This window comes from Candidatus Benthicola sp. (assembly GCF_058719085.1).
The window spans coordinates 1-23,873 of sequence record NZ_JBZQEK010000011.1 but is presented as its reverse complement, the minus strand read 5'-3'; the positions used below and the strand labels follow the sequence as shown (position 1 = coordinate 23,873).

The window sequence follows — 23,873 nt, the reverse complement described above, 5'->3', positions numbered from 1 at the left end:
TGGGGAAAAGCGGAGGGGAAGGGATTCGAACCCTTAAGCCCTTGCGGGCGCCGGTTTTCGAGACCGGTGCATTGCCGTTCTGCCACCCCTCCGTGGGGTCCTGCTCGACCGGGCCGTTCCGTCCGGCGGGAAGCGACGTCAGGAGGTCGCCCTGGCCCTTTTACTGCTGCTGGAAGGAACGGACGGGGTGGGATTCGTCCTCGAGCCGCGTCAGCGGCGACGAGCCCTTTGCAGCGAAGCTGCGAAGGCACCCGGTGAGAATCCCACTTCGTTCGCCTGCAACGGACGGGGTGGGATTCGAACCCACGAGGCACTTTTGATGCCCACACACTTTCCAGGCGTGCGCCTTAAGCCGCTCGGCCACCCGTCCAGAAACCAGTCATCGACTGTCAATCAGCGGAGGAGGTGGGATTCGTTCTCGAGCCGCCATGCGGCGAGAGACCTTTGCAGCGAAGCTGCGAAGGCACCGGTGAGAATCCCACCGTCCATCACGCATATGTCTTCAATCAGCGGAGGAGGTGGGATTCGAACCCACGTGGGCCTTTTGGACCCAACGCCTTAGCAGGGCGCCGCCTTTAGCCACTCGGCCACTCCTCCGTCCGCACCCGGCCTGTCTCTGCCGGGGCCAAACGAAAAAGGCGAGCGCTGTGACGCTCCGCCTTTTCGCATCTTCGATTGGCCCGCCAGGGTTCGAACCTGGACTCTCCTGATCCAGAGTCAGGCGTGTTGCCAATTACACCACGGGCCAGTGCCGCCGTCCTGTAGCGGGAGCCGATTATAGAAGCTTCACCGCACCGGATCAAGGTGGATGAACACCTGCCTCCGGGGATCGTTCCGGCGCTGGCGACCGGTGGCGAGAGGCTGAGCGAGGAGTTCGATGGCGGCGGAGCAACACGCTCAGGGCGGTGACCGAGTGGCCGGCGATGAGGGACAGGGGCAGCACCGCCCCCGGCAGGACCCTTCGCGCCCAGGGCAGGGCTGCGTAGTCGGCGGCCACCAGCGAGGCCAGCCGTTCACTTCGTCGCAGGGCCTCTCGGTCTCCGGTGAGCACGGGCAGGCACGCGACCCCCTCCCCTCCGTGGATCAGGACGGCGCCGGACACCAGTCGCTTCACGTGCTCGCAAGCGGACACGATCGCCACCAGCGACGGCCTCTCGAGCACGTGAAGTGATCGCAGGAATCCCGCCGCAGGAGCGAGGCGGATCGGCACGCCCGACGCCTCGTCGGTCGGAGCCGCAGGCTCCACCTGCAGCGCGAACCGGGCCCGCATTTCCGCCTCGAGCACGCTGAACATCGAGACATCGGCGCACTGGATTCTCACCGCTCGGGGTCCGCTCACCGTGAGCGTGGCGACGCCGGGGGCCCGCGCTGAGGCGGCGGATCGCGCATACACGCCGCTTCCCGGTCGGGCCGTGGCCAGTCCGGCCTGAACGAGATCGCGATACGCGGCGGCCACCGTGTTCCGGTGAATTCCGAGCAGCTCCTCGACACGCCGGACGCTGGGGAGCCTGCGCCCGGGTCCGATCTGGCCGCCGAGGATTCGTGTTTCCAGCTGACCGACGAGCTGCCTCCGCAGCGGGATTCGAGACGTGCGATCGAGGTGGATTCCGTCGAGCATCATGGGCGGAGGATGCCGCCCCGGCTCAAGAACTCCTCAACGGGCGACCGCCAGGAGACTCAGTCCTTCTTCAGGGCGGCCAGCAGGTCCCCCACCGGCAGGGTATTGAGGACATCCGCGGGCTCCAGCCACGCGCGGCGAGCCTGCTCCACGCCGTATCGCATCAGCTCGAGATCACCTGTGGAGTGGGCATCCGTGCTGATCACGATCTTCACGCCACGCTTCTTGGCCGCCATCAGGTCGATGTCCCGCAGGTCCAGCCGGTTCGGGTGAGCGTTCAGCTCCATGGCCACCCGGTGCTCGGCCGCGCAGGCGAGGACCTCGTCCAGGTCGATATCGATCGGGTCCCGGCGGTTGATGATCCGTCCGGTCGGATGGGCCACGATGTTCGCCATCGGGTGCTGAATGGCGGTCAGCAGGCGCTTCGTCTGTTCCTTAGCCGGAAGATCGAACCGGGAGTGGATGGCGATCACGACGAGGTCGAGCTCCTCGAGTGCCCCGTCCTCGGTGTCCAGGGTCCCGTCCGCCAGGATGTCCACCTCCTGGCTCCTGAGCAGCCGGATCCCGGAGTGCCGCCCCTGGACCTCGTCGATCTCCTTCCACTGCTCGCGCAACTTCTCCGCATCCAGCCCGCCGGTCATCGCGAGGGCCTTCGAGTGGTCGGTGAGGGCCATGTACTCGTAGCCCTTCTCCGCGCACGCGATCAGCATTTCCTCGATCGTGTTCTTTCCATCGGACCACGTCGAGTGCATCTGGAGATCGCCCCGCAGGTCCTCCAGCTCGATCAGGTCGGGAAGCTCCCCTCTCTCGGCGGCTTCCAGCTCTCCGCGATTCGTGCGCAGCTCCGGCGGGATCCAGGGAAGGCCGATCGACGCGTACACCTCCTCCTCCGTGCGACCGGCCACGCGCTCCCCGAGGTCGCGTCCCGTGGTGCTTTCCTCGCCCTCCCCTTCGTCGGCCAGCTCGAACACCCCGTATTCCGATACGCTCAGCTTCTCCTGGAGCGCGCGTTTTCGGAGCTCGACGTTGTGCTCCTTGCTGCCCGTGAAGTAGACGAGGGCCGACCCGTAGCTCTCCTCGGGCAGGATGCGCAGGTCCACCTGGAGATCCGAGTTCAGGATGACCGTGCCCCGGGTGTCTCCCGACTTCTCGATCGACCGGACCTGCGGGTAGGAGGTGAACCGCTCCATCACGGGGCCCGGCTCGGAAGCGATCGCCAGCAGGTCGATGTCGCCCACGGTCTCCTGGCGACGCCGGTAGCTCCCGGCCACCTCGAGCCGCTGGACCCTGCGGTCCTGCAGCATGTACTCGATCAGCGGTTGCACCAATTCGTCGGCGGAGGAGAGTCGGAATCGTCCCGAGCGCTTCCGATAGCGCTCGATCGCCTCCAGGATCTTCTCCTGGCTCTTCTTGCCGAACCCCTCGAGGGGGGCGATCTCGCCGGCCTCCGCGGCCTCCGCCAGCTGCTCCAGGGTCGTGATGTCCAGCTCGTCCCACAGCTTCCGCACCTTCTTCGGGCCGACGCCCGGAAGCTTCGTGAGCTCGACGAGCGACCGCGGGACCTCCTCCGCCACCTCCTCCAGCACCGACAGACGACCGGTGTTGACCAACTCGGTGATGTGAGCCGCCATGTCCTTCCCGATCGCCGGCAGCTCCGTCAGATCCTCACCCGACTCGACCATCTTCCGAACCGGATCCGGGCTCTCCTTCAAGGTGTAGACGGCGTTCCGGTAGGCCCGGATGCGGAAGGGATTCGTCTCGCCCTGGATCTCCAGCAGGGTCGCCATCTCCGACAGGACGGCCGCGATCTCGATGTTCTCCACTACGCCTCCTCCCCCGTATCCTCTCCGACGAGCTCGAGGAAGCGCGATTCGTCGATCACGGCCACGCCCAGGGCTTCGGCCCGGTCCAGCTTGGAGCCCGGATCGGCACCGGCCACCACGTAGTCGGTCTTCTGGCTGACGGACCCCGTGACCCTGGCTCCCAGCGCCTCCGCTCGCCTCTTCGCCTCGCCGCGGCTCATGGCCTCCAGAGCTCCGGTGAACACGAAGGTCTTCCCCTCCAGCGCCCCACCGGCCGAGGGCGCCTCGGCGGCCTGGATCGTCATGCGCTCCGTCAGACGTCGGATGTTCTCGGCATTGTGCGGCTCTGCGAAGAAGGCGGCGATCCGGGTGGCCATGATCGGCCCCACGCCTTCGACCCCGGTGAGAGCATCCTCGTCCGCATCCATCACCGCTTCCAGCGTGCCGAAGTGCCGGGCGAGGGCGCGGGCCACGGCGCCGCCGACCTCCGGTATGCCGAGTGCGGCGAGAAACCGGTGAAGCTCCGGCTTCGAGGCTGCTTCGATGGCGGCGACCAGGTTGCCGGCCGACAGCTCACCGAAGCCTTCGAGCTCGACCAGCTCATCGGTCCTCAGCTCCAGGAGGTCGGGGAGGCGCTTCACCAGCCCCTCTTCTACCAGGAGCCGGGCCGTCTCCTCGCCCAGTCCCTCGATGTCGAGCGCCCCGCGAGACCCGAAGTGCTGGATGCGTCCCTTGAGCTGGGCCCGGCACCCGAGCCCGTTCGGGCAGACCGTGAACGGTCCGCGTTCCACCAGCTCGGTCCCGCAGGAGGGGCACATCTCGGGCATTCGATACTCGGGACCACGCTTGCGGTCCGGCTCGGGCACCCGTCCGAGCACCTGGGGGATCACGTCTCCCGCGCGCTGCACGCGAACCAGGTCTCCGGGGCGGACGTCCTTCCGCGCCATCTCCTCGCGGTTGTGAAGCGAGGCACGGGTGACGGTCACGCCGCCGATGTTCACGGGCTCCATGATCGCGACGGGCGTGACCACGCCGGTGCGGCCGACGCTCGCGAGGATTCGCTCGATCCGGGTCTGCTCCACGCGCGGCTGGAACTTGAAGGCGAAGGCCCAGCGGGGGTGACGTGACGTATACCCGAGCTCCTCGCGGGCCGCGAAGTCATCCAGCTTGATCACCACACCGTCGATCTCGAACGGGAGGTCGTCGCGCTCGGCGTCCAGGCGAGCGTGGTAGGCCAGGATCTCCTCGACGCTCGACGTGCGCTCCGAGTAGTCGCTCACCGGAAAGCCCCAGTGGCGCAACGCATCCAGCGTGTCCCACTGGGTGGACGTGGGCAGATCGGACGCGTCGAGTACGTCGTAGACGAAGGCCTCGAGAGGCCGTGAAGCCGTGATGCGCGGGTCGAGCTGGCGCAGGGAGCCGGCGGCCGCGTTCCTCGGATTGGCGAACGGCTGCCTCTCCTCGGCGATCATCCGCTCGTTCAGCGCCTCGAAGGCGGATGTGCCGAGGATGATCTCGCCGCGCACCGCAAGCCTGGCAGGAACCGGCGCTCGCCCTGCACGCAGTCGGAGCGGGATCGACCGCACGGTCCTCGCGTTCTCCGTGATGCCTTCGCCCCGCAGGCCGTCGCCGCGGGTGGACGCCCGGACCAGGACACCGTCCTCGTACACGAGTTCGATGGAGAGGCCGTCCAGCTTCGGCTCCAGCACCCAGCGGATCCGGTCCGGGTCGCCCACGGCACGGCCGACCCGGTCGACGAATCGCCGCAGGGCCTCCTCCGTCTGGTCCGAGTCGAGACTGAGCATGGGGGCGACGTGCTCGACGGTCGGAAAGGAGCTCAGGGGCTCTCCGCCCACCCGCTGTGTCGGTGAATCCGGGGTGCGCAGATCGGGGAACCGCTCCTCGAGCTCCTGGAGCTCGCGGAACATGCGGTCGTACTCGGCGTCCGAGATCTCGGGAGAGTCGAGCACGTAGTATAGGTGATCGTGGTGGCGGATCTGCTCCCTGAGCTCCGCGGCGCGATCCGCCGCCGACTTTGGATCCATGAACCTCGAAAGCTCCTCCGGTACCGGGGTCGCCATGGTGACGATCCCGGGCTCCCGGGTATCTTGGGCAAACTCCTCCAGCGGACGGAGGCAACCGCGTGACGGCATGGCCACGAGACACGCACGAGGTCACCGTTTCGACCTTCGCCGTGTTCGAGAAGGTAAGAGGTAGCATCCGCCTCTACGAGGGGCTTCGGGGATTCTCCGTGATTCCGCCGCTCCCCGGGGCGGCGGCGACGGGGTGAGGAAGCCATGAGACGCCTTCTGGTGATCGGGTGGCCATACCTGCTGATCGCGCTCCATTCCGCAGGCTATTCGTGGCTGGCCATGTCACAGGTCGGTCTGCCCTCCGCGTTGGAGGCATCGGCGAGTCGTCCCTCGCCCCGGATCGCGATCACCTTCGATGACCTCCCGTGGAACGGACAGGGCTACTCGGAAGCCGAGATCGAAGGCCTCACGGACACCCTCCTCGCCGCTCTGATGGGACGCGGGGTCCCCGCGACGGGCCTGGTGACGTGCCGAAACATGCGCGAGGGATCCCCCCTTCTCCGGCGATGGGTGGAGGCGGGGATGGAGCTCGGGAATCACACTACGTCCCACCGGGACCTGAACTCGGCGCCCGTGGAGGAGTGGCTGGCCGACGCGAGGGAGTGTGGGGAGCGGGTGCGCGAGCTGACCGATGGACCGGTCCGTTGGTTCCGCTATCCAATGCTCCATCAGGGGGACGAGCGCTGGGTGCGGGATTCCGTCGCTCGCTCGCTCGAGAGATGGGGCTACGACAACGCGCACGTCACGATCGACAACTCGGAATGGCTCCTGGCCCGGGCCTACGACCTCGCGATGCAGGCGGGGGACACGACGGAGGCGGCGGCGGTGGTCGACGCGTACGTGAGGCACCTTCAGGAGGCGGCGGCTCACTTCCGGCAGGTCGCAGTGCGGAAGTTCGGCCGCGAGATCGATCACGTGCTGCTCCTCCACGCGAACGCGATCGCCGCACGCCACATCGGGGAGGTGCTGGACACGCTCGAGGCGGACGGTTTCACCGTCGCCTCGCTGGAGGACGTCCTGGCCGATCCCGTTTACGCTCGGGTGGATGAATACGTCGGACCCACCGGACTCTCGTGGATCTACCGGGCGGCGCCGCTCAGCCCGGTCGATCCCTGGGACGACACGGCCGAGGCGGAACTGGCGGCCCGGTTCCGCTGGCGCTGAGCCGCCCGGACCGCCGCAGCGGGCCCAGCCTCAGGCTACGATCTCGACGGTCCGTTTCCATACGGCGTCGAACATCTCCTCCGTGAGGCGCCCCGTGAAGGTGTTCTGCTGACTGGGGTGGTAGGAGCCGAGAAGGACCAGGCTCGGGCCGCGCGCCGTCGTCGGCTCGGCCCACTCGACCATCGCCTCCGCTCCATGCCCGAATCGGGGCTTCGGCGAGGGTACTTCGCAGCCGATCGAGCGGAGAACCCGCAGGGATGCATCCCAGGCGAACCCGCCGAGCGCCACGATCACCTGGACTCTCGCGAGCAGGCGGACTTCAGTCTCGAGATACGGCAGACAGCAGTCGCGCTCGGCCGTGGTCGGCCGGTTCGAGGGAGGCGCGCACCGGACCGCGGCCGTCAGCCACGCGTCTTCGAGCGTCAGGCCATCCGCTCGGTGATCGGATTCCGGCTGGTTCGCGAGGCCGGCCCGGTGCAGAGCGGCGAACAGCCAGTCGCCCGAACGATCGCCGGTGAACATTCGGCCCGTCCGATTCGCCCCGTGTGCGGCGGGAGCCAGACCGACGATCAGGATCCGTGCCTCCGGATCGCCGAACGAAGGCACCGGGCGTCCCCAGTACTCCTCCTCGGCGAAAGCGCGGCGGCGCGTCCGGGCCACCTCCTCCCGCCAACCGACGAGGCGCGGACACCGCCGGCAGGAGATGACTTCCTGGCGCAGGTCTTCGAGGGACGAAGGGTGTTGCATGGGCGGCACCGGTTTTCGCGAGGGACGAAGGGTTGAACGTGGGTGTCCGGGATCGTACGCTGACGCGAGGCCGGACGCGAACCCGAAATCCGGTTGAGGCGATGGAGCCCGTGACCCGACATCCGGCCGAGGGGGCTTGCAGAGTGGCGATCCGGGCCCTCTGCGTTCTGACGGTCCTGGCGTGTGGCGCCTCGAGCCCGCTTCAAGCCCAGGAAGCGGGCGGGGACAGCGCATCCGACGCCCGCTTCTTTCCCTCCACACTCGTCGTCCGGCCCCTGCTGGGCGGTTCCTACAGAATCGATATCGGTGGCGGGCCGATCTGGGTGCAGCGCGATCCGCCCGCCGGAAGCGGAAACGTGAGCCCGGAGGCCGACGTCGCGTTTGGCTACCGCCTGCCCTTCTACCTCTTCCTCGACCACCCGGAGGGTCTCGCGATCGACCTGTCGATCGAAGGCGGACTCGATGCCCGTTTCGCTCTCGGTCACGGACAGAACGGCCTGATCAACTCGGACTTCCGTGCGGCACTTCCGGTCGGGGTGCGCTTCGACCGCCGGTGGGCGTCCACCATCGCTCTCGTGCACGTCAGCTCGCACCTGGGCGACAACTTCCTCGAGCAGTCGCCCGAGGTCGAGTTCGCTCGAATCTCTCGCAACGGACTCGAAGCCACCGTCATTCGACGAGTGAAAGGTGGCCTGAGGGCCTACCTGGGCGGCGTGGTCAACTTCGCGACCACCGGAACCGAGGAGTTCGCCGGTCGGCTGGGACTGAACCTGGACCGCATGGCGGGCGACAAGAGAGGGTTGTGGCCCGTCGGCTCGATCGATCTGGAGATCACGGACCTGACCGAGCACTTCTCCATGGACGTGGTCCTCGGCGTAGGGTTCCGTACCGGGGCGGGAGCGCTTCAGCTCGGACTGACGGGCCACCTCGGGCCGTCCGGCATGGGACAGTTTCGGACGCTGGATGAAGAGTATTTCGGGCTGTTCCTCCGAGTCGTTCCGGGCGTCGTGGCGCGGAGCGGCGTCCGCTCCTGACCCTCCGTAGACGCGCGGGGCTGGCCTGGCGGCCCGTCACTCGATGGGAAGCTCCACGTCCAGCTGCTCCTTCGGAGCATCCAGCACCACTGAGGTGTTGGTGCCTTCGATCCCGGGCAGGCCGAGCATGCTCTTGATCTCCCGGTTCATCTGCGACTCGTCCTCGAACCGTCCGATCACCAGGACGTCGAACTCACCGGTGATCTCGTACACGTGCGTAAGGTGCGGGTGCTCGATCAGCGAACGGATGATGGCGGGAAGCGCTTCCCCGCGGGCCTTGATCCGCGTCACGGCGACCAGGCCGAGGCCGAGGGCACGGTAGTCGATCACGGGCCGGTACCCCCGAATCACGCCCGACTCCTCCAGGTCGCGCAGACGGTGGCCCACCGTGCTGGCGGCCACGTCCAGCGCCCTGGCAAGCTGACGGTTCGATCTCCTGGCATCGACCTGAAGCTCCCGGATCAGCCTCCGATCGAGATCCCGATAGGTCATGACCGCTTCCTCTCTATTGACGCCAGGCCGTCGGCCCGGGAGTGTGTCGGTCGTGCACCGGCCTCGACCGGTATCTCGCGACCGAACCCCACGTTTTCATACACATGTCGTAGCGACGGGCAATTTTCGGTCAGTTTCGTGCGAGCCACAAGGGAGTCGCAACCATTCGAACAGAAATGGCGGTCCGTGAGATGATCCGCTTCGCCCCCGTCGTCGGGTGTGTGCTCCTCCTGACGGTCTCACCGACCCGGGCTCGAGCCCAGGAAGCGGGCGGCTCCGAGTGGTTCCCCGGCTCGTTCGTCGTCGCTCCGCTCCGGGCCGCCCCGAGGGAAGTGAAGTTCGCCGGCGGGTTCATCTTCGCGGACCGGGAGCTGGACGACAGCCTGGACGGAAGCAACCTGGAAGCGCAGGTGGACCTCGGGGTGCGCCTCCCGGTGGTTCGATTCCAGGAAGCGGCGTCCGGCCGACCGGCGATCGATCTCGGGTTCGAGGTCGGGGTGTTCACCCGCTTCTTCATGGAATCGCCGCAGAAGGACCAGATCGCGACCGACTACAGGGTGGGATTCCCGTTCGGCCTGGCGGCCGGCATGTGGGACCTCCGACTGACGGCTCTGCACGTCAGCTCGCACTTCGGTGACGATTACCTGGACGAGAACCCCCAGCCGGTGAAGCAGATTTCGCGAGAGGGTTTCGAGCTCCTGGTCGGCGTTCGACCGGGGTTCGATGCCCGGGTCTACGTGGGAGGAGACCTCAACCTCGGGCGGAGCGTGGAGTACGGCGACGCGTATCCCGAGGGGGAGATCACGGTCGAGCGGTGGGCCCTGAGGTTCGGGGCCGAGTGGGACCCCAGTCAGTGGGGAAGCCGACGCATCGCACCGTACGCCGCCGCCAACTTCCAGACCACGGACTACACGGAGCGCCTGGCGACGGACGTCGTGGCGGGAGCCGCCTTTCGGGTCCGCACGGTGCGACTCCTCCTGGGCGCGGAGTTTCACGACGGGCCGTCTCCGATGGGACAGTTCCGTACGATCGATGAGACGTGGTGGGGAGCGTACCTGGAGGTGGAGCTGTGGCCGTTCCAGCCCGTGAGGCCGTCAGACTAGAAGAGGGGGAGCCGATGCTTGAACCACCGATTTCATCGATTCGTCGACTGGAGCAGGGAATCGCGAGTCTCCAGCGCTCCGCGCGGCGAACCCGCCGCCTGGCCGTCGGTGGCTGGCTCGCGGCGGCCGTCCTGGTGCTCCTGGCGTGGTCTCCCCTGGAACCTCAGGACACGGGGAGGATCGTCCAGGTCAGCTCCGGAGCGAATCACACGTGCGCTCTCACATCCGGCGGGCAGGTCTACTGCTGGGGATCGAACGAGTACGGTCAGCTGGGATCGGGGACGACCCGGTTCAACGACCCCACCGGGCGTGGGCGTTGCCTGTCCCCCGCCATCCAGCCCGGGGTCTTCGCGCCGCCCGAGAACGCTCCGATGATCGATTGCTCCGCCAGGCCGGCGCGGGTGCTGCTGCCCTAGCCGGGTCGCGCCGGCCCACCCGGATCACTCGCGCGTCAGGATCTCTTCGAAGAGCGCCAGCGCGCGCGGGTCATCGGTCTGTCCGAGCCAGAACAGCGACGCCTGGACGAGATCCGGGTCCTCGTTCTCCCTCACGACCGTAACGAGGGCGTCGAAACCCGCACCGTCGGGAAGCTGGGAGAGCGCGAACAGAGCCACCTCCTTCACCTCCGTATCGCCGTCCGATGTCACGATGTCCTCGAGACCGGCTCTCGCCTTCTCGCCGGCAAGCTGAGACAGCCAGAAGACGGCGGCTTCGCGAGTATCGGTTTCGAGATCGTCCTCGCGTGCGATGTCGAGCAGGTCCGGCCAGATCACGACGTCGGCGGCCAGGGAGGCGGCGGCAATCGCATCGCCCCCGACGTCGCCATCCGTCTCGCGGGCGAGGGCGAGCAGGTAGGTGGTCGCCTCCGTCGGCCGGACCTCACCGAGATCCGTGTCGTGCGCCTCACGCCTCTCCGCCGTGGGAGCTACCCGCAGGTCGAGGTCCGTGACGCGGCGACCCGTCTTCTCCAGAGAGACCTGAACGGGACCGTGCTCACATCCCCGGTCCCGGTCGGATTCACCCTCATGAAGGTTGATGCCGTGACCGTTCCCGCACACGCCCTCGCGGGCCGGGAACCGGAAGTGCACCGTGCCGTCCGCTGCGGAGGCGATGCGCCGGCCTAGCTCTCCCGATGCCTGCGCCCGAGCGCCGGTCGGAGCGAGCATCGTCCAGAAGGCTGCGGCGCTCACCAGGAGCGCCGCCGTTCCGCCTCTTCGCATGATCCTGCTCACTGTTCCAGGATCTCGAGCAGCACTTCCTGCGCCCTCGGATCCCCCGACTGGCCGATCCAGAACACGGCTTGCTGGCGAAGCTCCGGGTCCTGCTCGGTGCGCGCGATCTGCAGCATCTTGTCGAACGCGGCCTCGCTGTCGATCTGCGTCATGGTGAACAGGATCTGCTCCCTCATTTCGCGGCTTTCCGCCGTGTCGTACATCTGACTGAGCACCGCGACATCCACCTTGCCGGTCTGGCCCGCCATGAAGAGGGCCATCTGACGGACATCCTCGTCCTGGTTCGGATCGCTGAAGATCCCGAGGAGCCAATCGCCGTCCACGGCCCCGGGCATCTGCGTCAGGGCGAAGAGGATCTGGTCCCGCACCTCCGGGTCCTCGACCTCGTCGAACAGCTGCCTCAAGAGCTGCGCGTTCTCCGCGGAGGGATGCTGGGCGAGCCCGTGCACCGCCATGCCCCGCACCTCCGGATCGACGTCCGGGCGCATGGCGTAGTCCCGAAGGATCGGACCGGCGCGCGGGTCGTCCGTCTGGCCGAGGGCGAAGATCGCCTGGCCCTTGATGTCCTCGTCGAGGCTCGGGTCCTCCAGGATCGAGATCGTGGCATCGATGGCGCGTGGATCGTTCACCTGGCTGAGCCAGAAGGCCGCCTGCGCCTTCACCTCCGGATCCGGATCGTTCTGCACCACGTCCACCATCAGGTCCACGGTCTCATCGGAACCGTACTGGCCGAGCAGGAAGATGGCCTGCCCCCGGAGCTCCGCGGTCCCCGGCGTACGGTTCTGCAGCACGCGCTGCAGATACGATACGCCCTTCTCCGGATCCGCCTGCATGAGCGCCTGAAGGGCCATGATCTTGATTTCGGCTTCCCGCTCCGCCCGCTCCTGTACCTCGTGCTGCTGGCGGACCTGCTGTGCTTCGAGCCGCTGGGCCTCCTGTGCGAGCCGCTCGGCGGCCTGTGCGTCTCCCCGTCGGGCCAGCTCTCCCTCGATCCGGATCATCAGCTCCTCGGCGTCACCGTGGGAAGCCGCCTCCGGATACCGTGCCAGTTGCTCGTTCAGCTTCCGGTAGGCGCGGTCGAAGTTGCTCCGCCCGCCGAGCCGGTAGTACGCCAGCGCCTGGTAGTAGAGCGACTCGGCCGCGTACTCGGGCTCCTCCTGCAGAGACTGCTCGAAGAGCTCGATCGCCCGCCGGTACTCCGCCTCGTTCAGTGCTCTGCGGGCGGACCGGTAGAGCGTGTCGGCCCTCGCCTGCATGGCGAGCGAGAGCGCCACGGCGTCGCTTTGCGCCACCTGGAGAGCGTAGGTCGCCCGGGCGAGGCTCGCCTGCGCCATCGCGCTCTCCACTTCCTGCGCCTCCTGGCCATCCGCGCGGCCGGGCCACGACAGGACCGCCAGGCAGAGCAGAATCCCCGATCCCTTCATCCTCTTCCTCGACATCGTTCTCTCCCTTTGTCCGTGCCTGTTACAGTCCCACCGTCGCCGGCCCGGTCGCCTGCGCGGCCTTGAGCCGGAACAGCAGCTGACTGGATTCCAGTCCTTCATCGATGATCTCCACTTCGTCCGGATCCCCTACTCGCAGCTGGACGATCTGCGCGAGCACGAGTTCCAGGTCCCCGAGCAGCACCCGCAGCTCCGGGTCTCTCCCGGCCGGCGAGTCGATCAGCAACCGGGTGTCCGTGAGGAGCCGTCGCGCCCAGGTGCCGAGGTCGTCGTCGACCTGCTCGGAACGCGCATCCACGCGGAACATGGTCAGGAAGTCCGCCGTGCGGTTGAGGTGCCGGGCGGCAGCCACGCGATACGAGCGCGGCACCTCCCCACCCGCCTCCGGCCTCGAGGCGGCGTCTCCGCCGGCCACGGCCGCGGGCGTGTTCGGCCCCTTCTCCGCCACGGTCTCCGCCGGCGAAGGCGCTTCTCCGATCGATCCGCGTCCGAGGACCACGCCGATCACCAGCGCCGCCGCGACGGCAGCCCACCAGGGCCGCGGCCGGAAGCGATCGATCGGCACGACGACGGCTTCCTCTTGCCCCGGGCTCTTCGCCGGTCCGCGGGCGGCCCTCGCCGCCTGGATCACCGCCCACATCTCGTCCCGAGGGGTCTCGGGCGGAGTGTGGTACGACTCCCTCGCCGCTCTCGCCACGCCGGAGTCGAAACGGTCGATCTCGCTCTCTTCCATTTCGTTGTCGTGCTCATGACGGTCGTTCATGCCACTACTTCCTCCGCGAAGTCCGCAAGATCTGCGCGGAGCTTCGCCCGGGCCCGGGACAGCTGGGCCTTCGACGTCCCGGTCGCCACGCCGAGGGCGCCGGCGATCTCTTCGTGGGTGTACCCTTCCACATCGTGCATCACGAATACGGTGCGGTACCCATCCGGAAGATCGTCGACCGCCTGCCGCAGTCGGTCCCTCAGGTCCGGCTCGGCTCGGGGCTGGCCGCCCTTCACCCTCCGGGCCTTCTCGAGATCGACTTCCGACGTCCGAAACTTCTTCACTTTCCTCAACCCGTTCAGGACCACCGAAGTGGTCACGGTGTGCATCCACGTCGACAGGGCCGAGTCGCCCCGGAACGTGTCCAGCTTGTCGAAGACGCGGATGAAGGCCTCCTGCGTGAAGTCCTGGGCCAGGGCATCGTCACCGGTCATCCGGTAGGCGAGCCGGTAGACCCGATCCACGTGAGCGTCGTACAGGGCGCGCTCCGCCTCGGGATCTCCCTCCCGTACTCTGGCAAGAAGCTGTGACTCGTCCACTCGCTCGAGCTCTTCCTGTCGCCGCTCATCGACTCCCGCCGGGCCCTTCCCGGCGCCTTCAACCGATCGGACACGACGACGTGGGAAACCGTTGCGTCAAGGTACGCCACCACCCCGGCATTGCGCCTCCATCGACCGCCGGGTTTGGCAGCCCCTCCGGCCTCATCTAGTTTTGGGGCGTTGCACACCCGAGGGTGCCACCTGAACAGCGGACGACCATGAGCCTGATCCACGAGCTCGAGGCGCTGCAGGCCGAGCGCGGACACCTGGAAACGGACGACCTGCGGGAGCTCGCCGCACGGCTGTCGGTCCCGCAATACCGACTCCAGGAGCTGGTGTCGTTCTATCCGCACTTCCGCACGACGGCGCCAGCACCCGTGCAGGTCTCGGTCTGCCGCGACATGAGCTGTCACCTCGCCGGAGCCGACGGGCTGGCGACCCGTCTCCGCGCCGCCCTGTCGGATGATCCAGGTGTCGAGATCGAGGAATCCTCGTGTCTCGGGTGCTGCGAGAGGGCGCCGGGTCTCCGCATCAACGGGGTGCCGGTCCGAGCGTCGGATCTGGACGCGATCGTGACCACGATTCGAGAGGGAGGACCGAAGCGGGAGCTCCGCCCGCATCGCGCGTGGAAGCTCGATCCGCACGGAGACGCGGAGAGCGCCTACGAGGGGATCCGCATGGCGCTCGCCCAGGCGGACCCGGACGAAGCCGCGACACGCCTCATCGGGGAGCTGGAGAAGAGCGGCCTTCGCGGCATGGGCGGAGCCGGATTCCCCACCGGCCTCAAGTGGAAGCTGGTGCGGGGCGAGACGGCCACGCCGAAGTACGTGGTGTGCAACGCGGACGAGAGCGAGCCCGGCACCTTCAAGGACCGGGTCATCCTGGAGGACCTGCCCTACCTGGTGATCGAGGGGATGATGCTGGCCGGGCTCACGGTCGGCGCCTCACGCGGCATCGTCTACCTGCGGCACGAGTACCACGACGCCCGGGAGGCGCTCGAACGCGAGATCACCCGTGCCCGGGAGATCGGCTGGCTGGGAGAGGACATCCTGGGCAGCGGATTCGACTTCGACGTCGAGGTGTTCATCTCCCCCGGCGGATACATCCTCGGAGAGGAGACGGCACTCCTCGAAGCCCTCGAAGACCGCCGCGGCGAGCCGCGAAACAAGCCACCCTTCCCGGGTCAGAAGGGCCTCCACCACCTGCCCACGCTGATGAACAACGTGGAGACGTTCGCGCACGCGGCGGCGATCGCGGCCGAAGGGGCCGACTGGTGGATGGAGCACGGCGTCCACGGGAGCGCGGGCCTCAAGTTCGTGGCCGTATCGGGTCACGTGGAACGACCCGGCGTGTACGAGATCCCGATGGGCACGACCGTCGCGGAGTTGATCGAGATCGCGGGAGGCGTGAGCGGTGGACGCGCCCTGAAGGCCTTCGCCCCGGGCGGAGCCTCGTCGCATTTCCTGCCGGCGGACCGGGTCGACACCCCGATGGATTTCGATCCGCTGGCCAGGGCCGGTAGCATGATGGGCTCGGGGGCGCTCGTGGTGGTCAGCGAGGGCACGCCACTCCTTCCGCTGGCCGCGAACATCGTCCGGTTCTTCCGAAACGAGTCGTGCGGCAAGTGCGTCCCGTGCCGCGACGGCACGGAGAAGGCGACCGCGATGCTCGAGCGGGCCGTGGAGACGGGCGAGGACATCGACATGGAGGTGATCGACCGACTCAACCTCCTGCTCACTGAGACCTCGATCTGCGGGCTGGGGTACGTCGCGCTCAATCCGCTTCTGTCGGTCGCCCGGCACTGGCCCTCGGAGGTACCGGGGGCCCCCGGAAACGGAGGTTCAGCGTGATCGCTCGCCAGATCGTCCTCGCGTTCGGGTGGCTCGTGATCGGGACGGGCGGCTGGGTCCTGATCCAGCCGAGCGGTCTGGTCGACCTCGCGAACGTCTTCCTGAGACCCGAGCGACTGTGGATCGTCATCGGACTCCGGCTGGCCATCGGTGCGCTCATGTGGATATCGGCCGCTGCGTCGCGCACCCCGCGGACCCTCAAGGTTCTCGCAGCTCTGATGATCGTCTCCGGACTCGCCATTCCCATGGTCGGGCTCGAGGGAGTGCGCTCGATCGCGGATTGGGGCGCCGGGCTGGAGCCGGTGGCTCTCCGGCTGGTCGGAGTCATCACGCTGGCCTTCGGGGGATTCATCGTCTGGTCTCTCTGGCCGAGGAACAGCAGGGCATGAGCGAGGGAGCGGTGGAGACCCGGGTCCGACTCACGATCGACGGCCGGGAGGTGGAGGTCCCGTCCGGAACCACCGTGTGGGAGGCCGCCCGCGACGCCGGCATCGAGATCCCGGTCCTGTGCCATGATCCACGGCTGCCCCCGGTCGGCGTCTGCCGCGTCTGCCTGGTGGACGTCGGTGAGAAGAAGCTCGCCGCCTCGTGCGTCCGGGAGGTAGCCGACGGAATGACGGTCACCACCCGGAACGAGAAGATCGATGCCTGCCGGAAGGGGCTGACCGAGCTGCTTCTCTCCGACTATCCAGCCGACTCCGCTTCGGACTCGAAGACCGGGCAGGACGAGCTGCTGGCGCTCGCCCACGAGTACGACATCCCGTGGCCGCCCCCGGGAGCTGGCGGCGACGGCCAGCGCACGGCGCCGGTGACCGGGATCCCTTCCGGCAACGGGCGCCCGATCGACGCGTCTTCGCCGGTGATCCGGGTGGATCACCAGGCCTGCATTCTCTGTGACCGCTGCATCCGGGCGTGCGACGACGTGCAGGTGAACGCGGTGATCGGCCGCACGGGCAAGGGCTACCGCACCCGGATCGGGTTCGATCTCGACGACCCGATGGGCGCCAGCACCTGCGTGGCCTGCGGCGAGTGCGAGAAAGTCTGTCCCACGGGCGCCCTGTCGCTGGTCCAGCTCGCCGAGGATGCGACGGCCGGTGACGGTTCGGTCCTGCCGTCCCGGTCCGACCTCCAGCCGGTGGACTCCGTCTGCCCGTATTGCGGCGTGGGGTGCGCGATCCGCTATCACGTGGACGTGGAGCGAAACCGGGTCGCGTACGCCGACGGCCGCGCGAGCCCGGTGAACGAGGAACGGCTGTGCGTGAAGGGGCGCTACGGGTTCGACTACGCGCATCACCCCCAGCGCCTCACGGTCCCGCTGATTCGAAAGGAATCGGCATACCCCAAGGGACCGCTGTCCCCCGAGGTCACGGAGCCGGACCAGAAGAAGAGGCGCAAACCGGGTGGCCTGGTAGACTACGAGCACGTGCTGCCGCACTTCCGGGAGGCCACGTGGGAGGAGGCGCTGGAGCTTGCCGGGCGACGACTGAGGGAGATCAAGGAGCGACACGGCTCCTCGGCGATGGCCGGGTTCGGCAGCGCCAAGTGCAGCAACGAGGAAGCGTACCTGTTCCAGAAGCTGATCCGCGCCGGTTTCGGGACGAACAACATCGACCACTGCACCCGCCTGTGTCACGCCTCCTCGGTGGCCGCCCTTCTCGAGGGGATCGGATCCGGCGCCGTCACCAACGTGTTCGGCGATGTCAGCAACGCCGAGGTGGCGCTCATCACGGGATCGAACACCACGGCGAACCACCCCGTCGCCGCCACGTTCATGAAGCAGGCGGCGAAGGAGGGAAAGACGAAGATCATCGTGGTCGAGCCGCGCCGCATCGACATGGCGGACCACGCGGAGATGTTCCTGCAGATCCGTTCGGGAACGGACGTCGCCTTCTACAACGCAGTGATGCACGTGCTGATCGAAGAAGATCTCGTCGACCACGACTTCATCCGCACGCGAACGCGGGACTTCGAGTCGCTGAAGGCCCGGGTCGAGAAGTACGACCCGGAGATGGCCTCCGAGATCTGCGGCGTGCCCGCTGACGAGATTCGTCGGGCCGCGCGGCTGTTCGGTGAAGCGAAGACGGCGATGGTGTTCTGGGGCATGGGGATCGCCCAGAGCGTGCACGGAACGGACAACGCCCGCTGCCTGATCGCCCTCATGCTGATGACCGGCAACGTCGGAAGGCCGGGGACCGGTCTCCATCCGCTTCGCGGCCAGAACAACGTGCAGGGCGCCTCGGACGCGGGACTCATCCCGATCGTGTACCCGGACTACCAGGCGGTCGGGGACCCGGAGGTGAGGGCGAAGTTCGAGGCCGCCTGGGGCGTGGAGCTCGACCCCGACCCGGGTCTCACCGTCGTGGAGATCATGGGCGGCGCGCTCGCCGGAGACATCAAGGGGATGTACATGATGGGCGAGAACCCCTTCCTCTCGGATCCCAACGTCAACAAGGTCCGGAAGGCGCTCGCCAACCTCGAGTTCCTGGTGGTCCAGGACATCTTCCTTACCGAGACGGCCGAGTTCGCGGACATCATCCTCCCGGCCACCACACACCTGGAGAAGGTGGGCACGTATACCAACTCCGATCGGCGGGTCCAGGTGGGGCGCAAGGCGCTCGACCCGCCCGGACAGGCGCGGGAGGACTGGCGGATCGTCTCGGAGCTCTCGACGGCGTTCGGCTACCCGATGGCGTACGACTCACCGGCGGAGGTGTTCGACGAGATGACGTCGCTGGCCCCTTCGTACGCAGGCCTCACCCACGAGAACCTCGGCCTGACCGGCAAGCTGTGGCCCTGCCCCGATCTCGAGACGGATGGAGTCGCCGTCCTGTTCGGCGATTCGTTCCCGACCCCGGATGGCCTCGGGCGGTTCGTGCCGGCCGAGTTCACGCCCGCCGCCGAGCCCCCGGACGAGGAGTACCCGTTCGTACTCAACACCGGACGCCTCCTCGAACACTGGCACACCGGCACCATGACCCGCCGGTCACGGGCCCTGCACGCCATCGCGCCCGAGGCCAGGATCGAAGTCCACCCGGACGACATCGCGGCCCTCGGCGCCCGGGACGGCGGACGGGTGAGCGTCTCCTCCCGTCGAGGCTCCATCACCCTGACCGTCTTCGCCTCGAAGACGCTCCTCCCCGGTAGCGTGTTCATTCCGTTCCACTTCCGCGAAGCCGCCGCGAACGTCCTCACGTACGATGCACTCGACCCGTACGGAAAGATCCCCGGGTTCAAGTTCTGCGCGGTTCGCCTCACGCCGGTCGACTGAGGCCGTTCGTGCCGGGATCGTAATCCCGTGCGTCCCGGCGGCGGGATTGACAGTGCGTGTCGTTCGTGGCTAGCCTCGAGGGCGATCTTCCCGGGGCGACGTGGAAGATCAGCCTTGACACGAGCGGCGCTCCGAGGCGCCGACCTCCGATACAGAATGTTGTCCCGAGCGCCGGGTGAGCCGGCGTTCTTTTCCGCTCCCGGTGCTGCCGTGACCACTCGAGCTGGCACCGCCGGCGAGCGCCCATCCGCAAGGAGGATTGGATGCTACGTCGTTTCATGCTGTTCGCCGTCGCCATGTTCTTCATCTGGCCCGGCGCCGGAATCGCGCAGGAAGAGGAAGCCCCCCTTCCCATGCTGATGATCAGCTCGTGGAAGTGCGATTTCGGCGACATGGGAGCGATCGGGCAGGACTGGGAAGCCCTCGGCACCGCCGCCGCCCAGGCCGCGGTGGATGCCGGACTGTGGTATTCGGCGGGCGTCTATTACCACAACTGGGCCGATGAGTGGAACGTCAACTTCTGGGCCGTGGGCGAGAGCGAGGCGACCCTCATCGAAGGCCAGGATGTATCGAACGACGCGTACGAGGAAGCCGCCGGTGACGAGGGTCTCAACCTGTGGGACCACTGCAGCGAGCATAAGGACGGCTTCTATCAGCTCGCCAACGGCACGGACTCCGAGGCCGACGCGCCGGGGCCGGAGATGGCCATGAGCTCCTGGAAGTGCACCGACGTCGGTGCCGTCTGGGAGGGCTGGGACGACTACATGCGTGCCAAGGCGCAGGCCGTCGTGGATGCGGGCACGTGGACGGACGCCGGCATGTTCGTGCACGCGTGGGCCGGGGAGTGGAACGTCAACTTCTATTACATGGCCGACGACATCCCCTCGATCCTGGCCGGCTGGGAAGCCATGATCGAATCCATGGATGATGATGCGCCGGACATCACCGAGTACTGCTCCGAGCACAAGGACGGATTCTACTCGTTCGGCACCACGGTGGCGGGCGACTGAATCGGCGCTTCCGCGGAAGCAGCTGACATGAGCGAGCGGCTGGAGCACGCTCTGCTCCATACGACAAACGGGGCGGCCAACCTGGCCGCCCCGTTCTCTTTGCTCGCCGTCCGGTCGGATGGCGCCGCCGTGACCCGGTGGCGCATGTCCGACTGGAACTCGACCGTCTACATGTCGTCGGGAACGTAGGACATGCTCTCGACGTAGCCCGAACTGCTGTGCTCCCAGTGACTGATCAGGGGCTCCCACTCCGCGGTCAGCGCATCCAGGTCGTCCTGGGCGCCCGCGGCCTCCACCAGGTCATCCCACGCCTCGTCGGCGTAGAACTCCGCCAGGCTGGGCGCCATGAACACCCAGATCATCCGCTCGTCCCCGATCCGGGTCCTGAAGGCCCGGACGCCATACGGGTAGCCGATCCTCTCGAGAAAGGCCACGAAGCCCCGGGCGTTCTCCATCCACGCCTCTTCGTTGGCGAAGCTCGTGAGCCACTCGAAGTGCACGTGGTTCGCCCCCACGTCGGAATAGCCTTCCGGCCAGTAGGTCAGCGACGGGATGCTCTCCACGACCTCGGTCTTCGTCGTGTAGGGGACCGCCGCCATTTCTTCGTAGAACTCGTTCCGGAGCTCCTCGCCCGGGGTGCCGTCGAACTCTCGCCATAGCTGCATCGGATCGTCGAAGTACGCGAAGTCGGCGATCGGGTAGTACAGCGTGAACCCGGCATTGTGGCTCCAGAAGTGCCACTCCTTGTCCTCGATCCCGGCCGCCTCGGCGGCCGCCTTCAGCTTCTCGGCCGCCGCCCGGTATGCACGGCGTTGGGCCGGGGCCACCTCGACGTGCATCACCATGGCCAGATCTCCCTGCTCCATCTCCTGCGCCGCGGATGGAACGGGGCTGAGGGGCAACATCAGCGCCGCGGTACAGACAGCGGTAACGAGTCTTCGCATGCGGATACTCCTTGGATCTGTTCGAATGGAAACGACCGCGCGCTCGCGGTCCGGAATGTCCGACGGGGCTCGTGAATCCGTTCATCCGGCGCGGGCCCCCGGAGGAGGGCCCGGAGGCCCGCGCTTACAGCCTCGGTCGCCCTACCGTACATAAATCGCCCGCCGATGTGAAGTGCGCAGCGCCGCAACACCGATGTGAGAAGGGGCCGGCTTTCGCCGACCCCTCCCGTTCCGGGCGCCCAGCTCCTTCCGCCCGGTCATGCTCCATGCGTTGTGGGTTCCAGGTTACTCGCCCTGGATCTGGATCTTCCGGGCCAGCGCCTCGGCCGCCTTCGGCATCTTCACCGTCAGGACGCCCTTGTTGAACGCGGCCTCGACCCCATCGGCATCGATCGTGTGCGGGATCGAGAAACTGCGCGAGAACTTGCCCCACGAGCGCTCCCGGAGGTGATAGTTGCCCTTCTCCTCGTCACGCTCGATGGTGCGCTCTCCGGAAATGGAGAGAACGCCCTTCTCCACCGTGAGCTCCACGTCATTCTGCCGGAATCCGGGGAGATCCATCTCGAGCACGAACTCGTTCTCGGTCTCGTAGAAGTCCGCTTCCGGACCGCTCGGAGTCATGTGAAGCTGGCGGCCGAAGAACTCATCCATCAGACGATCGGCATCCCAGCGAAGCTCCGGGAACGGACGAAAAACGGTCGTCGAGCGGCGTCGGGTCGGGAGAGTCATGTCGTCCTCCTTGGTCTTGGTTTGGTTCCTGATCGTATCTGCCGGCCACGTGTCCGAGCCGGCCCAGGTTTCTGCTTTCGCGCTCACTCCTGCTCGGTGGGCGCTCGCTCGTTGCGCCAGAAGAAAATGCAACCGTCGTGCCGGATTTTGGGCACGAGAATCTGCATTTTTGGCGTTTTGCCCGGGATCGGTCGGTCAACTTGATCGAGCCGAGAGTCAAAACGGCAGAGGATGGCGCTCGCGAGACGTGCGTGGGGGCGTTGCCTGCGGTGGCGATCAGGGTTTGTCGGGCTATATTGTGGCCGCCGCAATACGGCCCCGTAGCTCAGGAGGATAGAGCGTCGGATTCCTAATCCGAAGGCCGCTGGTTCGAGTCCAGCCGGGGTCACTGTCTCGCTTCGCTCGACGGCGAGTCCAGCCGGGGTCACTCAATCGTTACCGAGACGCCTCCAGTCCCACCGCAGATGCGAGTCGCGCGAGAGCGGCCACGGAGTCGACTTCGAGTTTGTTCATCAGGCTCCGGCGATGGCGCTTCACCGAGCGATCTGAGATTCCGAGATCGCGGGCGATCTGCTTGTTCAGGCGTCCGCGCAACACATGCGTCAGTACGTCCTGCTCACGCGGCGTCAGCCGGTCGAAGCGTGACCGTAGTCCAGCCAGCCGGGTCCGTTCCTCGCGCTGGCGCGCGTCGCGTTCCAGCGCCCGTTCGACGGCGGCGAGCAGCGTCTCGGCCGGGGCCGTCTTGGCCAGAAAGTCCTCCGCGCCGCCGCGCATTGCGGTCACGCTCGTGGGAACGTCACCGTGCCCCGTCAGAAAGATGATCGGCAGGGGATTGTGCGACTGCGCGAGCGCCTGTTGAAGCTCGATGCCGTCCACCTCCGGCATCTTCAGGTCCGTGATGACGCAGCCTGCGGCGTCGAAGGGAAGTCGAGCGAGAAAGTCGCCGGCGGTTGAGAAGCACTCGACGCGATACCCTGACGCGCGCACCAGGCGTTCCATACTCACCAGGTGCGACTCGTCATCGTCCACGATGAAGACGGTCTGCGTCGTCTCGCTCACGTTCCGCTCCCTGTCGGAGCCTCGCGGAGCGTGAATCGGAAGATCGTTCCTCCCTCCGGATTCGCTTCGGCCCAGATGCGGCCCCCATGCGCCTCGACGATGGCCCGGGATATCGCGAGTCCCAGGCCGGTGCCCTCCGGCTTCGACGAGTAAAACGGATCGAAGATATCGGTCCCGTCTTCTGACGGCGGGACCCCCGTACCACGGTCGATCACTGCGAATTCGATCTCCCCGCTCTCATCCGGGGAGACATGGAGACGGATCTTCCGACGGGCGGTATCCTGCTGCCCGACCGCATCCAGGGCGTTGACGATAAGATTCAGGATCACCTGCAGGACATGTACGCGGTCTCCAAGGACATCGGGCAGTCCGGGCTCGACCTCCACCTGCAGGGATGCGGCCCGCGCCTCGAACTCGGATCGAACGAGCGCCTCGACCTCGCGCAGGAGAGGATCGACCGCGAACTCCTCGAGGGCCAAGTCGCTCTGTTTGAGGAGGGTGCGCAGCCGGTCGATGATCGTCGTGGCTCGCCGATCGTCGCGGAGAATGTCCCTCACGATGGCCCGCAACTCGTCGAGCTCGACCGGCTCCTTCCGAAGCAGAAGCTCGGCCGCCTCGGCATTTCGCAGGACGGCGCCAAGAGGCTGACTCAGCTCGTGCGCCAGGGTCGACGAGAGCTGCTCCACGGTCGAGACCCGCTGGACCTGCGCTAGCTGGATTCGTCTCATCTCCAGCTCGGTCTCGGCCCGCTTGCGGCCCGTGATGTCCCGGGAAGCGCCGCGAACCAGTACGGGCCGAACCTGGCCGTCACGTTCGACGGTGCCGTGCAGGGACAGCCATCGAATCGTCCCGTCCTCCGCCTGCTGCCGGCATTCCACGAGAAACTCGTCTTCTCCGGACAGCGCGCGGCCCACGGCTTCCCGTGTCAGGTCCCGATCGTCCGGGTGAACGGACTCGAAGAATTCGTCGGGCGTCATGCGAACG

At 67.2% G+C, this 23,873-nt stretch carries 23 protein-coding genes and 5 tRNA genes; 11 read left to right on the top strand and 17 right to left on the bottom strand.

Translation table 11 applies throughout. From position 1 onward, the window contains the following. Window positions 1–10 precede the first annotated feature (10 nt). The 7 genes from AC36XV_RS01185 to ligA form a co-directional block, all read right to left on the bottom strand. Window positions 11–92: transfer RNA gene (locus AC36XV_RS01185), tRNA-Ser, on the bottom strand. 190 nt (window positions 93–282) lie between these two features. Beyond that, a tRNA-Ser gene (locus AC36XV_RS01180) sits at window positions 283–370 on the bottom strand. A 140-nt stretch (window positions 371–510) separates the two neighbouring features. Next, window positions 511–597 (bottom strand) — tRNA-Ser (locus tag AC36XV_RS01175). Window positions 598–675: 78 nt separating this feature from the next. Beyond that, window positions 676–748: transfer RNA gene (locus AC36XV_RS01170), tRNA-Gln, on the bottom strand. A 51-nt stretch (window positions 749–799) separates the two neighbouring features. Beyond that, on the bottom strand, window positions 800–1,621 hold the full coding sequence (locus tag AC36XV_RS01165) for a GntR family transcriptional regulator (protein ID WP_492201852.1): 822 nt from the start codon (window positions 1,619–1,621) through the stop codon (window positions 800–802). Window positions 1,622–1,677: 56 nt separating this feature from the next. Beyond that, window positions 1,678–3,441, bottom strand: coding sequence for a DNA polymerase/3'-5' exonuclease PolX (polX, locus tag AC36XV_RS01160; protein ID WP_492201851.1), 1,764 nt, complete (start codon window positions 3,439–3,441; stop codon window positions 1,678–1,680). Next, window positions 3,441–5,465, bottom strand: a complete 2,025-nt coding sequence (ligA, locus tag AC36XV_RS01155; RefSeq protein WP_492201850.1) for an NAD-dependent DNA ligase LigA — start codon at window positions 5,463–5,465, stop codon at window positions 3,441–3,443. The genes polX and ligA overlap by 1 nt, the downstream gene beginning before the upstream one ends. A 98-nt stretch (window positions 5,466–5,563) precedes the next feature. Here ligA and AC36XV_RS01150 point away from each other — a divergent pair, with 98 nt between their 5' ends. Both AC36XV_RS01150 and AC36XV_RS01145 read left to right on the top strand, forming a co-directional pair. Next, on the top strand, window positions 5,564–5,710 hold the full coding sequence (locus AC36XV_RS01150; RefSeq protein ID WP_492201849.1) for a hypothetical protein: 147 nt from the start codon (window positions 5,564–5,566) through the stop codon (window positions 5,708–5,710). Window positions 5,711–5,717: 7 nt separating this feature from the next. Then, window positions 5,718–6,677 (top strand): polysaccharide deacetylase family protein, encoded by a 960-nt coding sequence (locus AC36XV_RS01145; RefSeq protein ID WP_492201848.1) that lies wholly within the window; start codon window positions 5,718–5,720, stop codon window positions 6,675–6,677. A 30-nt stretch (window positions 6,678–6,707) separates the two neighbouring features. Here AC36XV_RS01145 and AC36XV_RS01140 read toward each other — a convergent pair whose 3' ends face one another. Further along, a complete protein-coding gene (locus tag AC36XV_RS01140; RefSeq protein WP_492201847.1) occupies window positions 6,708–7,424 on the bottom strand; it encodes a uracil-DNA glycosylase in 717 nt (238 codons plus the stop codon). Between the two features lie 110 nt (window positions 7,425–7,534). On the opposite strand from AC36XV_RS01140, the gene AC36XV_RS01135 reads away from it, so the two are divergent. Beyond that, the gene (locus tag AC36XV_RS01135) at window positions 7,535–8,458 is read left to right on the top strand and encodes a DUF1207 domain-containing protein (RefSeq protein WP_492201846.1); all 924 of its coding nucleotides are present in this window, start codon (window positions 7,535–7,537) and stop codon (window positions 8,456–8,458) included. Between the two features lie 36 nt (window positions 8,459–8,494). Here AC36XV_RS01135 and AC36XV_RS01130 read toward each other — a convergent pair whose 3' ends face one another. After that, entirely contained in the window at window positions 8,495–8,950 is a 456-nt protein-coding gene (locus AC36XV_RS01130) for an Lrp/AsnC family transcriptional regulator (RefSeq protein ID WP_492201845.1), read from the bottom strand. Between the two features lie 176 nt (window positions 8,951–9,126). On the opposite strand from AC36XV_RS01130, the gene AC36XV_RS01125 reads away from it, so the two are divergent. Continuing rightward, window positions 9,127–10,053 (top strand): DUF1207 domain-containing protein, encoded by a 927-nt coding sequence (locus tag AC36XV_RS01125; protein ID WP_492201844.1) that lies wholly within the window; start codon window positions 9,127–9,129, stop codon window positions 10,051–10,053. A 14-nt stretch (window positions 10,054–10,067) separates the two neighbouring features. Then, complete coding sequence (locus AC36XV_RS01120; protein ID WP_492201843.1) at window positions 10,068–10,469, top strand: hypothetical protein; 402 nt, start codon at window positions 10,068–10,070, stop codon at window positions 10,467–10,469. Between the two features lie 24 nt (window positions 10,470–10,493). Here AC36XV_RS01120 and AC36XV_RS01115 read toward each other — a convergent pair whose 3' ends face one another. From AC36XV_RS01115 to AC36XV_RS01100, 4 genes are read right to left on the bottom strand one after another with little or no spacing between them, the layout of a single operon-like run. After that, complete coding sequence (locus AC36XV_RS01115; RefSeq protein ID WP_492201842.1) at window positions 10,494–11,273, bottom strand: HEAT repeat domain-containing protein; 780 nt, start codon at window positions 11,271–11,273, stop codon at window positions 10,494–10,496. A gap of 8 nt (window positions 11,274–11,281) precedes the next feature. Beyond that, window positions 11,282–12,724, bottom strand: coding sequence for a HEAT repeat domain-containing protein (locus AC36XV_RS01110; protein WP_492201841.1), 1,443 nt, complete (start codon window positions 12,722–12,724; stop codon window positions 11,282–11,284). 25 nt (window positions 12,725–12,749) lie between these two features. Beyond that, window positions 12,750–13,490: a hypothetical protein gene (locus AC36XV_RS01105; RefSeq protein WP_492201840.1), complete on the bottom strand. Its 741-nt coding sequence runs from the start codon at window positions 13,488–13,490 to the stop codon at window positions 12,750–12,752. Next, entirely contained in the window at window positions 13,487–14,029 is a 543-nt protein-coding gene (locus tag AC36XV_RS01100) for an RNA polymerase sigma factor (protein WP_492201839.1), read from the bottom strand. The genes AC36XV_RS01105 and AC36XV_RS01100 overlap by 4 nt, the downstream gene beginning before the upstream one ends. Window positions 14,030–14,247: 218 nt before the next feature. Here AC36XV_RS01100 and AC36XV_RS01095 point away from each other — a divergent pair, with 218 nt between their 5' ends. The 5 genes from AC36XV_RS01095 (at window position 14,248) to AC36XV_RS01075 (ending at window position 20,346) form a co-directional block, all read left to right on the top strand. Further along, on the top strand, window positions 14,248–15,879 hold the full coding sequence (locus AC36XV_RS01095) for an NADH-ubiquinone oxidoreductase-F iron-sulfur binding region domain-containing protein (RefSeq protein ID WP_492201838.1): 1,632 nt from the start codon (window positions 14,248–14,250) through the stop codon (window positions 15,877–15,879). Continuing rightward, a complete protein-coding gene (locus AC36XV_RS01090) occupies window positions 15,876–16,268 on the top strand; it encodes a hypothetical protein (RefSeq protein WP_492201837.1) in 393 nt (130 codons plus the stop codon). Before AC36XV_RS01095 ends, AC36XV_RS01090 begins: the two co-directional genes overlap by 4 nt. Then, complete coding sequence (fdhF, locus tag AC36XV_RS01085; RefSeq protein ID WP_492201836.1) at window positions 16,265–19,147, top strand: formate dehydrogenase subunit alpha; 2,883 nt, start codon at window positions 16,265–16,267, stop codon at window positions 19,145–19,147. The genes AC36XV_RS01090 and fdhF overlap by 4 nt, the downstream gene beginning before the upstream one ends. A 263-nt stretch (window positions 19,148–19,410) precedes the next feature. Then, window positions 19,411–20,157, top strand: a complete 747-nt coding sequence (locus AC36XV_RS01080) for a hypothetical protein (protein WP_492201835.1) — start codon at window positions 19,411–19,413, stop codon at window positions 20,155–20,157. Window positions 20,158–20,184: 27 nt separating this feature from the next. Beyond that, window positions 20,185–20,346, top strand: a complete 162-nt coding sequence (locus AC36XV_RS01075; RefSeq protein ID WP_492201834.1) for a hypothetical protein — start codon at window positions 20,185–20,187, stop codon at window positions 20,344–20,346. Here the strand turns inward: AC36XV_RS01075 and AC36XV_RS01070 are convergent. Together AC36XV_RS01070 and AC36XV_RS01065 are read right to left on the bottom strand one after the other, a co-directional pair. Beyond that, a complete protein-coding gene (locus AC36XV_RS01070) occupies window positions 20,325–21,101 on the bottom strand; it encodes a hypothetical protein (protein ID WP_492201833.1) in 777 nt (258 codons plus the stop codon). The genes AC36XV_RS01075 and AC36XV_RS01070 overlap by 22 nt on opposite strands. 285 nt (window positions 21,102–21,386) lie before the next feature. Beyond that, window positions 21,387–21,830, bottom strand: a complete 444-nt coding sequence (locus AC36XV_RS01065) for an Hsp20/alpha crystallin family protein (RefSeq protein WP_492201832.1) — start codon at window positions 21,828–21,830, stop codon at window positions 21,387–21,389. Window positions 21,831–22,144: 314 nt separating this feature from the next. On the opposite strand from AC36XV_RS01065, the gene AC36XV_RS01060 reads away from it, so the two are divergent. Further along, a tRNA-Arg gene (locus AC36XV_RS01060) sits at window positions 22,145–22,218 on the top strand. Between the two features lie 47 nt (window positions 22,219–22,265). Here AC36XV_RS01060 and AC36XV_RS01055 read toward each other — a convergent pair. Together AC36XV_RS01055 and AC36XV_RS01050 are read right to left on the bottom strand one after the other, a co-directional pair. Next, the gene (locus tag AC36XV_RS01055; protein WP_492201831.1) at window positions 22,266–22,889 is read right to left on the bottom strand and encodes a response regulator transcription factor; all 624 of its coding nucleotides are present in this window, start codon (window positions 22,887–22,889) and stop codon (window positions 22,266–22,268) included. Next, the coding region (locus tag AC36XV_RS01050; protein ID WP_492201830.1) for an ATP-binding protein at window positions 22,886–23,873 on the bottom strand (988 nt) is incomplete at its 5' end. The genes AC36XV_RS01050 and AC36XV_RS01055, both read right to left, overlap by 4 nt.

Bases quoted from the DNA above. Each gene is read 5' to 3' on its own strand.
- AC36XV_RS01120 (WP_492201843.1), top strand. From the start codon at position 10,068: ATGCTTGAACCACCGATTTCATCGATTCGTCGACTGGAGCAGGGAATC.
- AC36XV_RS01130 (WP_492201845.1), bottom strand. From the start codon at position 8,950: ATGACCTATCGGGATCTCGATCGGAGGCTGATCCGGGAGCTTCAGGTC.
- AC36XV_RS01125 (WP_492201844.1), top strand. From the start codon at position 9,127: ATGGCGGTCCGTGAGATGATCCGCTTCGCCCCCGTCGTCGGGTGTGTG.
- ligA (WP_492201850.1), bottom strand. From the start codon at position 5,465: ATGGATCCAAAGTCGGCGGCGGATCGCGCCGCGGAGCTCAGGGAGCAG.
- AC36XV_RS01095 (WP_492201838.1), top strand. From the start codon at position 14,248: ATGAGCCTGATCCACGAGCTCGAGGCGCTGCAGGCCGAGCGCGGACAC.
- AC36XV_RS01080 (WP_492201835.1), top strand. From the start codon at position 19,411: ATGCTACGTCGTTTCATGCTGTTCGCCGTCGCCATGTTCTTCATCTGG.
- fdhF (WP_492201836.1), top strand. From the start codon at position 16,265: ATGAGCGAGGGAGCGGTGGAGACCCGGGTCCGACTCACGATCGACGGC.
- AC36XV_RS01145 (WP_492201848.1), top strand. From the start codon at position 5,718: ATGAGACGCCTTCTGGTGATCGGGTGGCCATACCTGCTGATCGCGCTC.
- AC36XV_RS01165 (WP_492201852.1), bottom strand. From the start codon at position 1,621: ATGATGCTCGACGGAATCCACCTCGATCGCACGTCTCGAATCCCGCTG.
- AC36XV_RS01105 (WP_492201840.1), bottom strand. From the start codon at position 13,490: ATGAACGACCGTCATGAGCACGACAACGAAATGGAAGAGAGCGAGATC.
- AC36XV_RS01115 (WP_492201842.1), bottom strand. From the start codon at position 11,273: ATGCGAAGAGGCGGAACGGCGGCGCTCCTGGTGAGCGCCGCAGCCTTC.
- AC36XV_RS01070 (WP_492201833.1), bottom strand. From the start codon at position 21,101: ATGCGAAGACTCGTTACCGCTGTCTGTACCGCGGCGCTGATGTTGCCC.
- AC36XV_RS01110 (WP_492201841.1), bottom strand. From the start codon at position 12,724: ATGTCGAGGAAGAGGATGAAGGGATCGGGGATTCTGCTCTGCCTGGCG.
- AC36XV_RS01140 (WP_492201847.1), bottom strand. From the start codon at position 7,424: ATGCAACACCCTTCGTCCCTCGAAGACCTGCGCCAGGAAGTCATCTCC.
- AC36XV_RS01065 (WP_492201832.1), bottom strand. From the start codon at position 21,830: ATGACTCTCCCGACCCGACGCCGCTCGACGACCGTTTTTCGTCCGTTC.
- AC36XV_RS01075 (WP_492201834.1), top strand. From the start codon at position 20,185: ATGAGCGAGCGGCTGGAGCACGCTCTGCTCCATACGACAAACGGGGCG.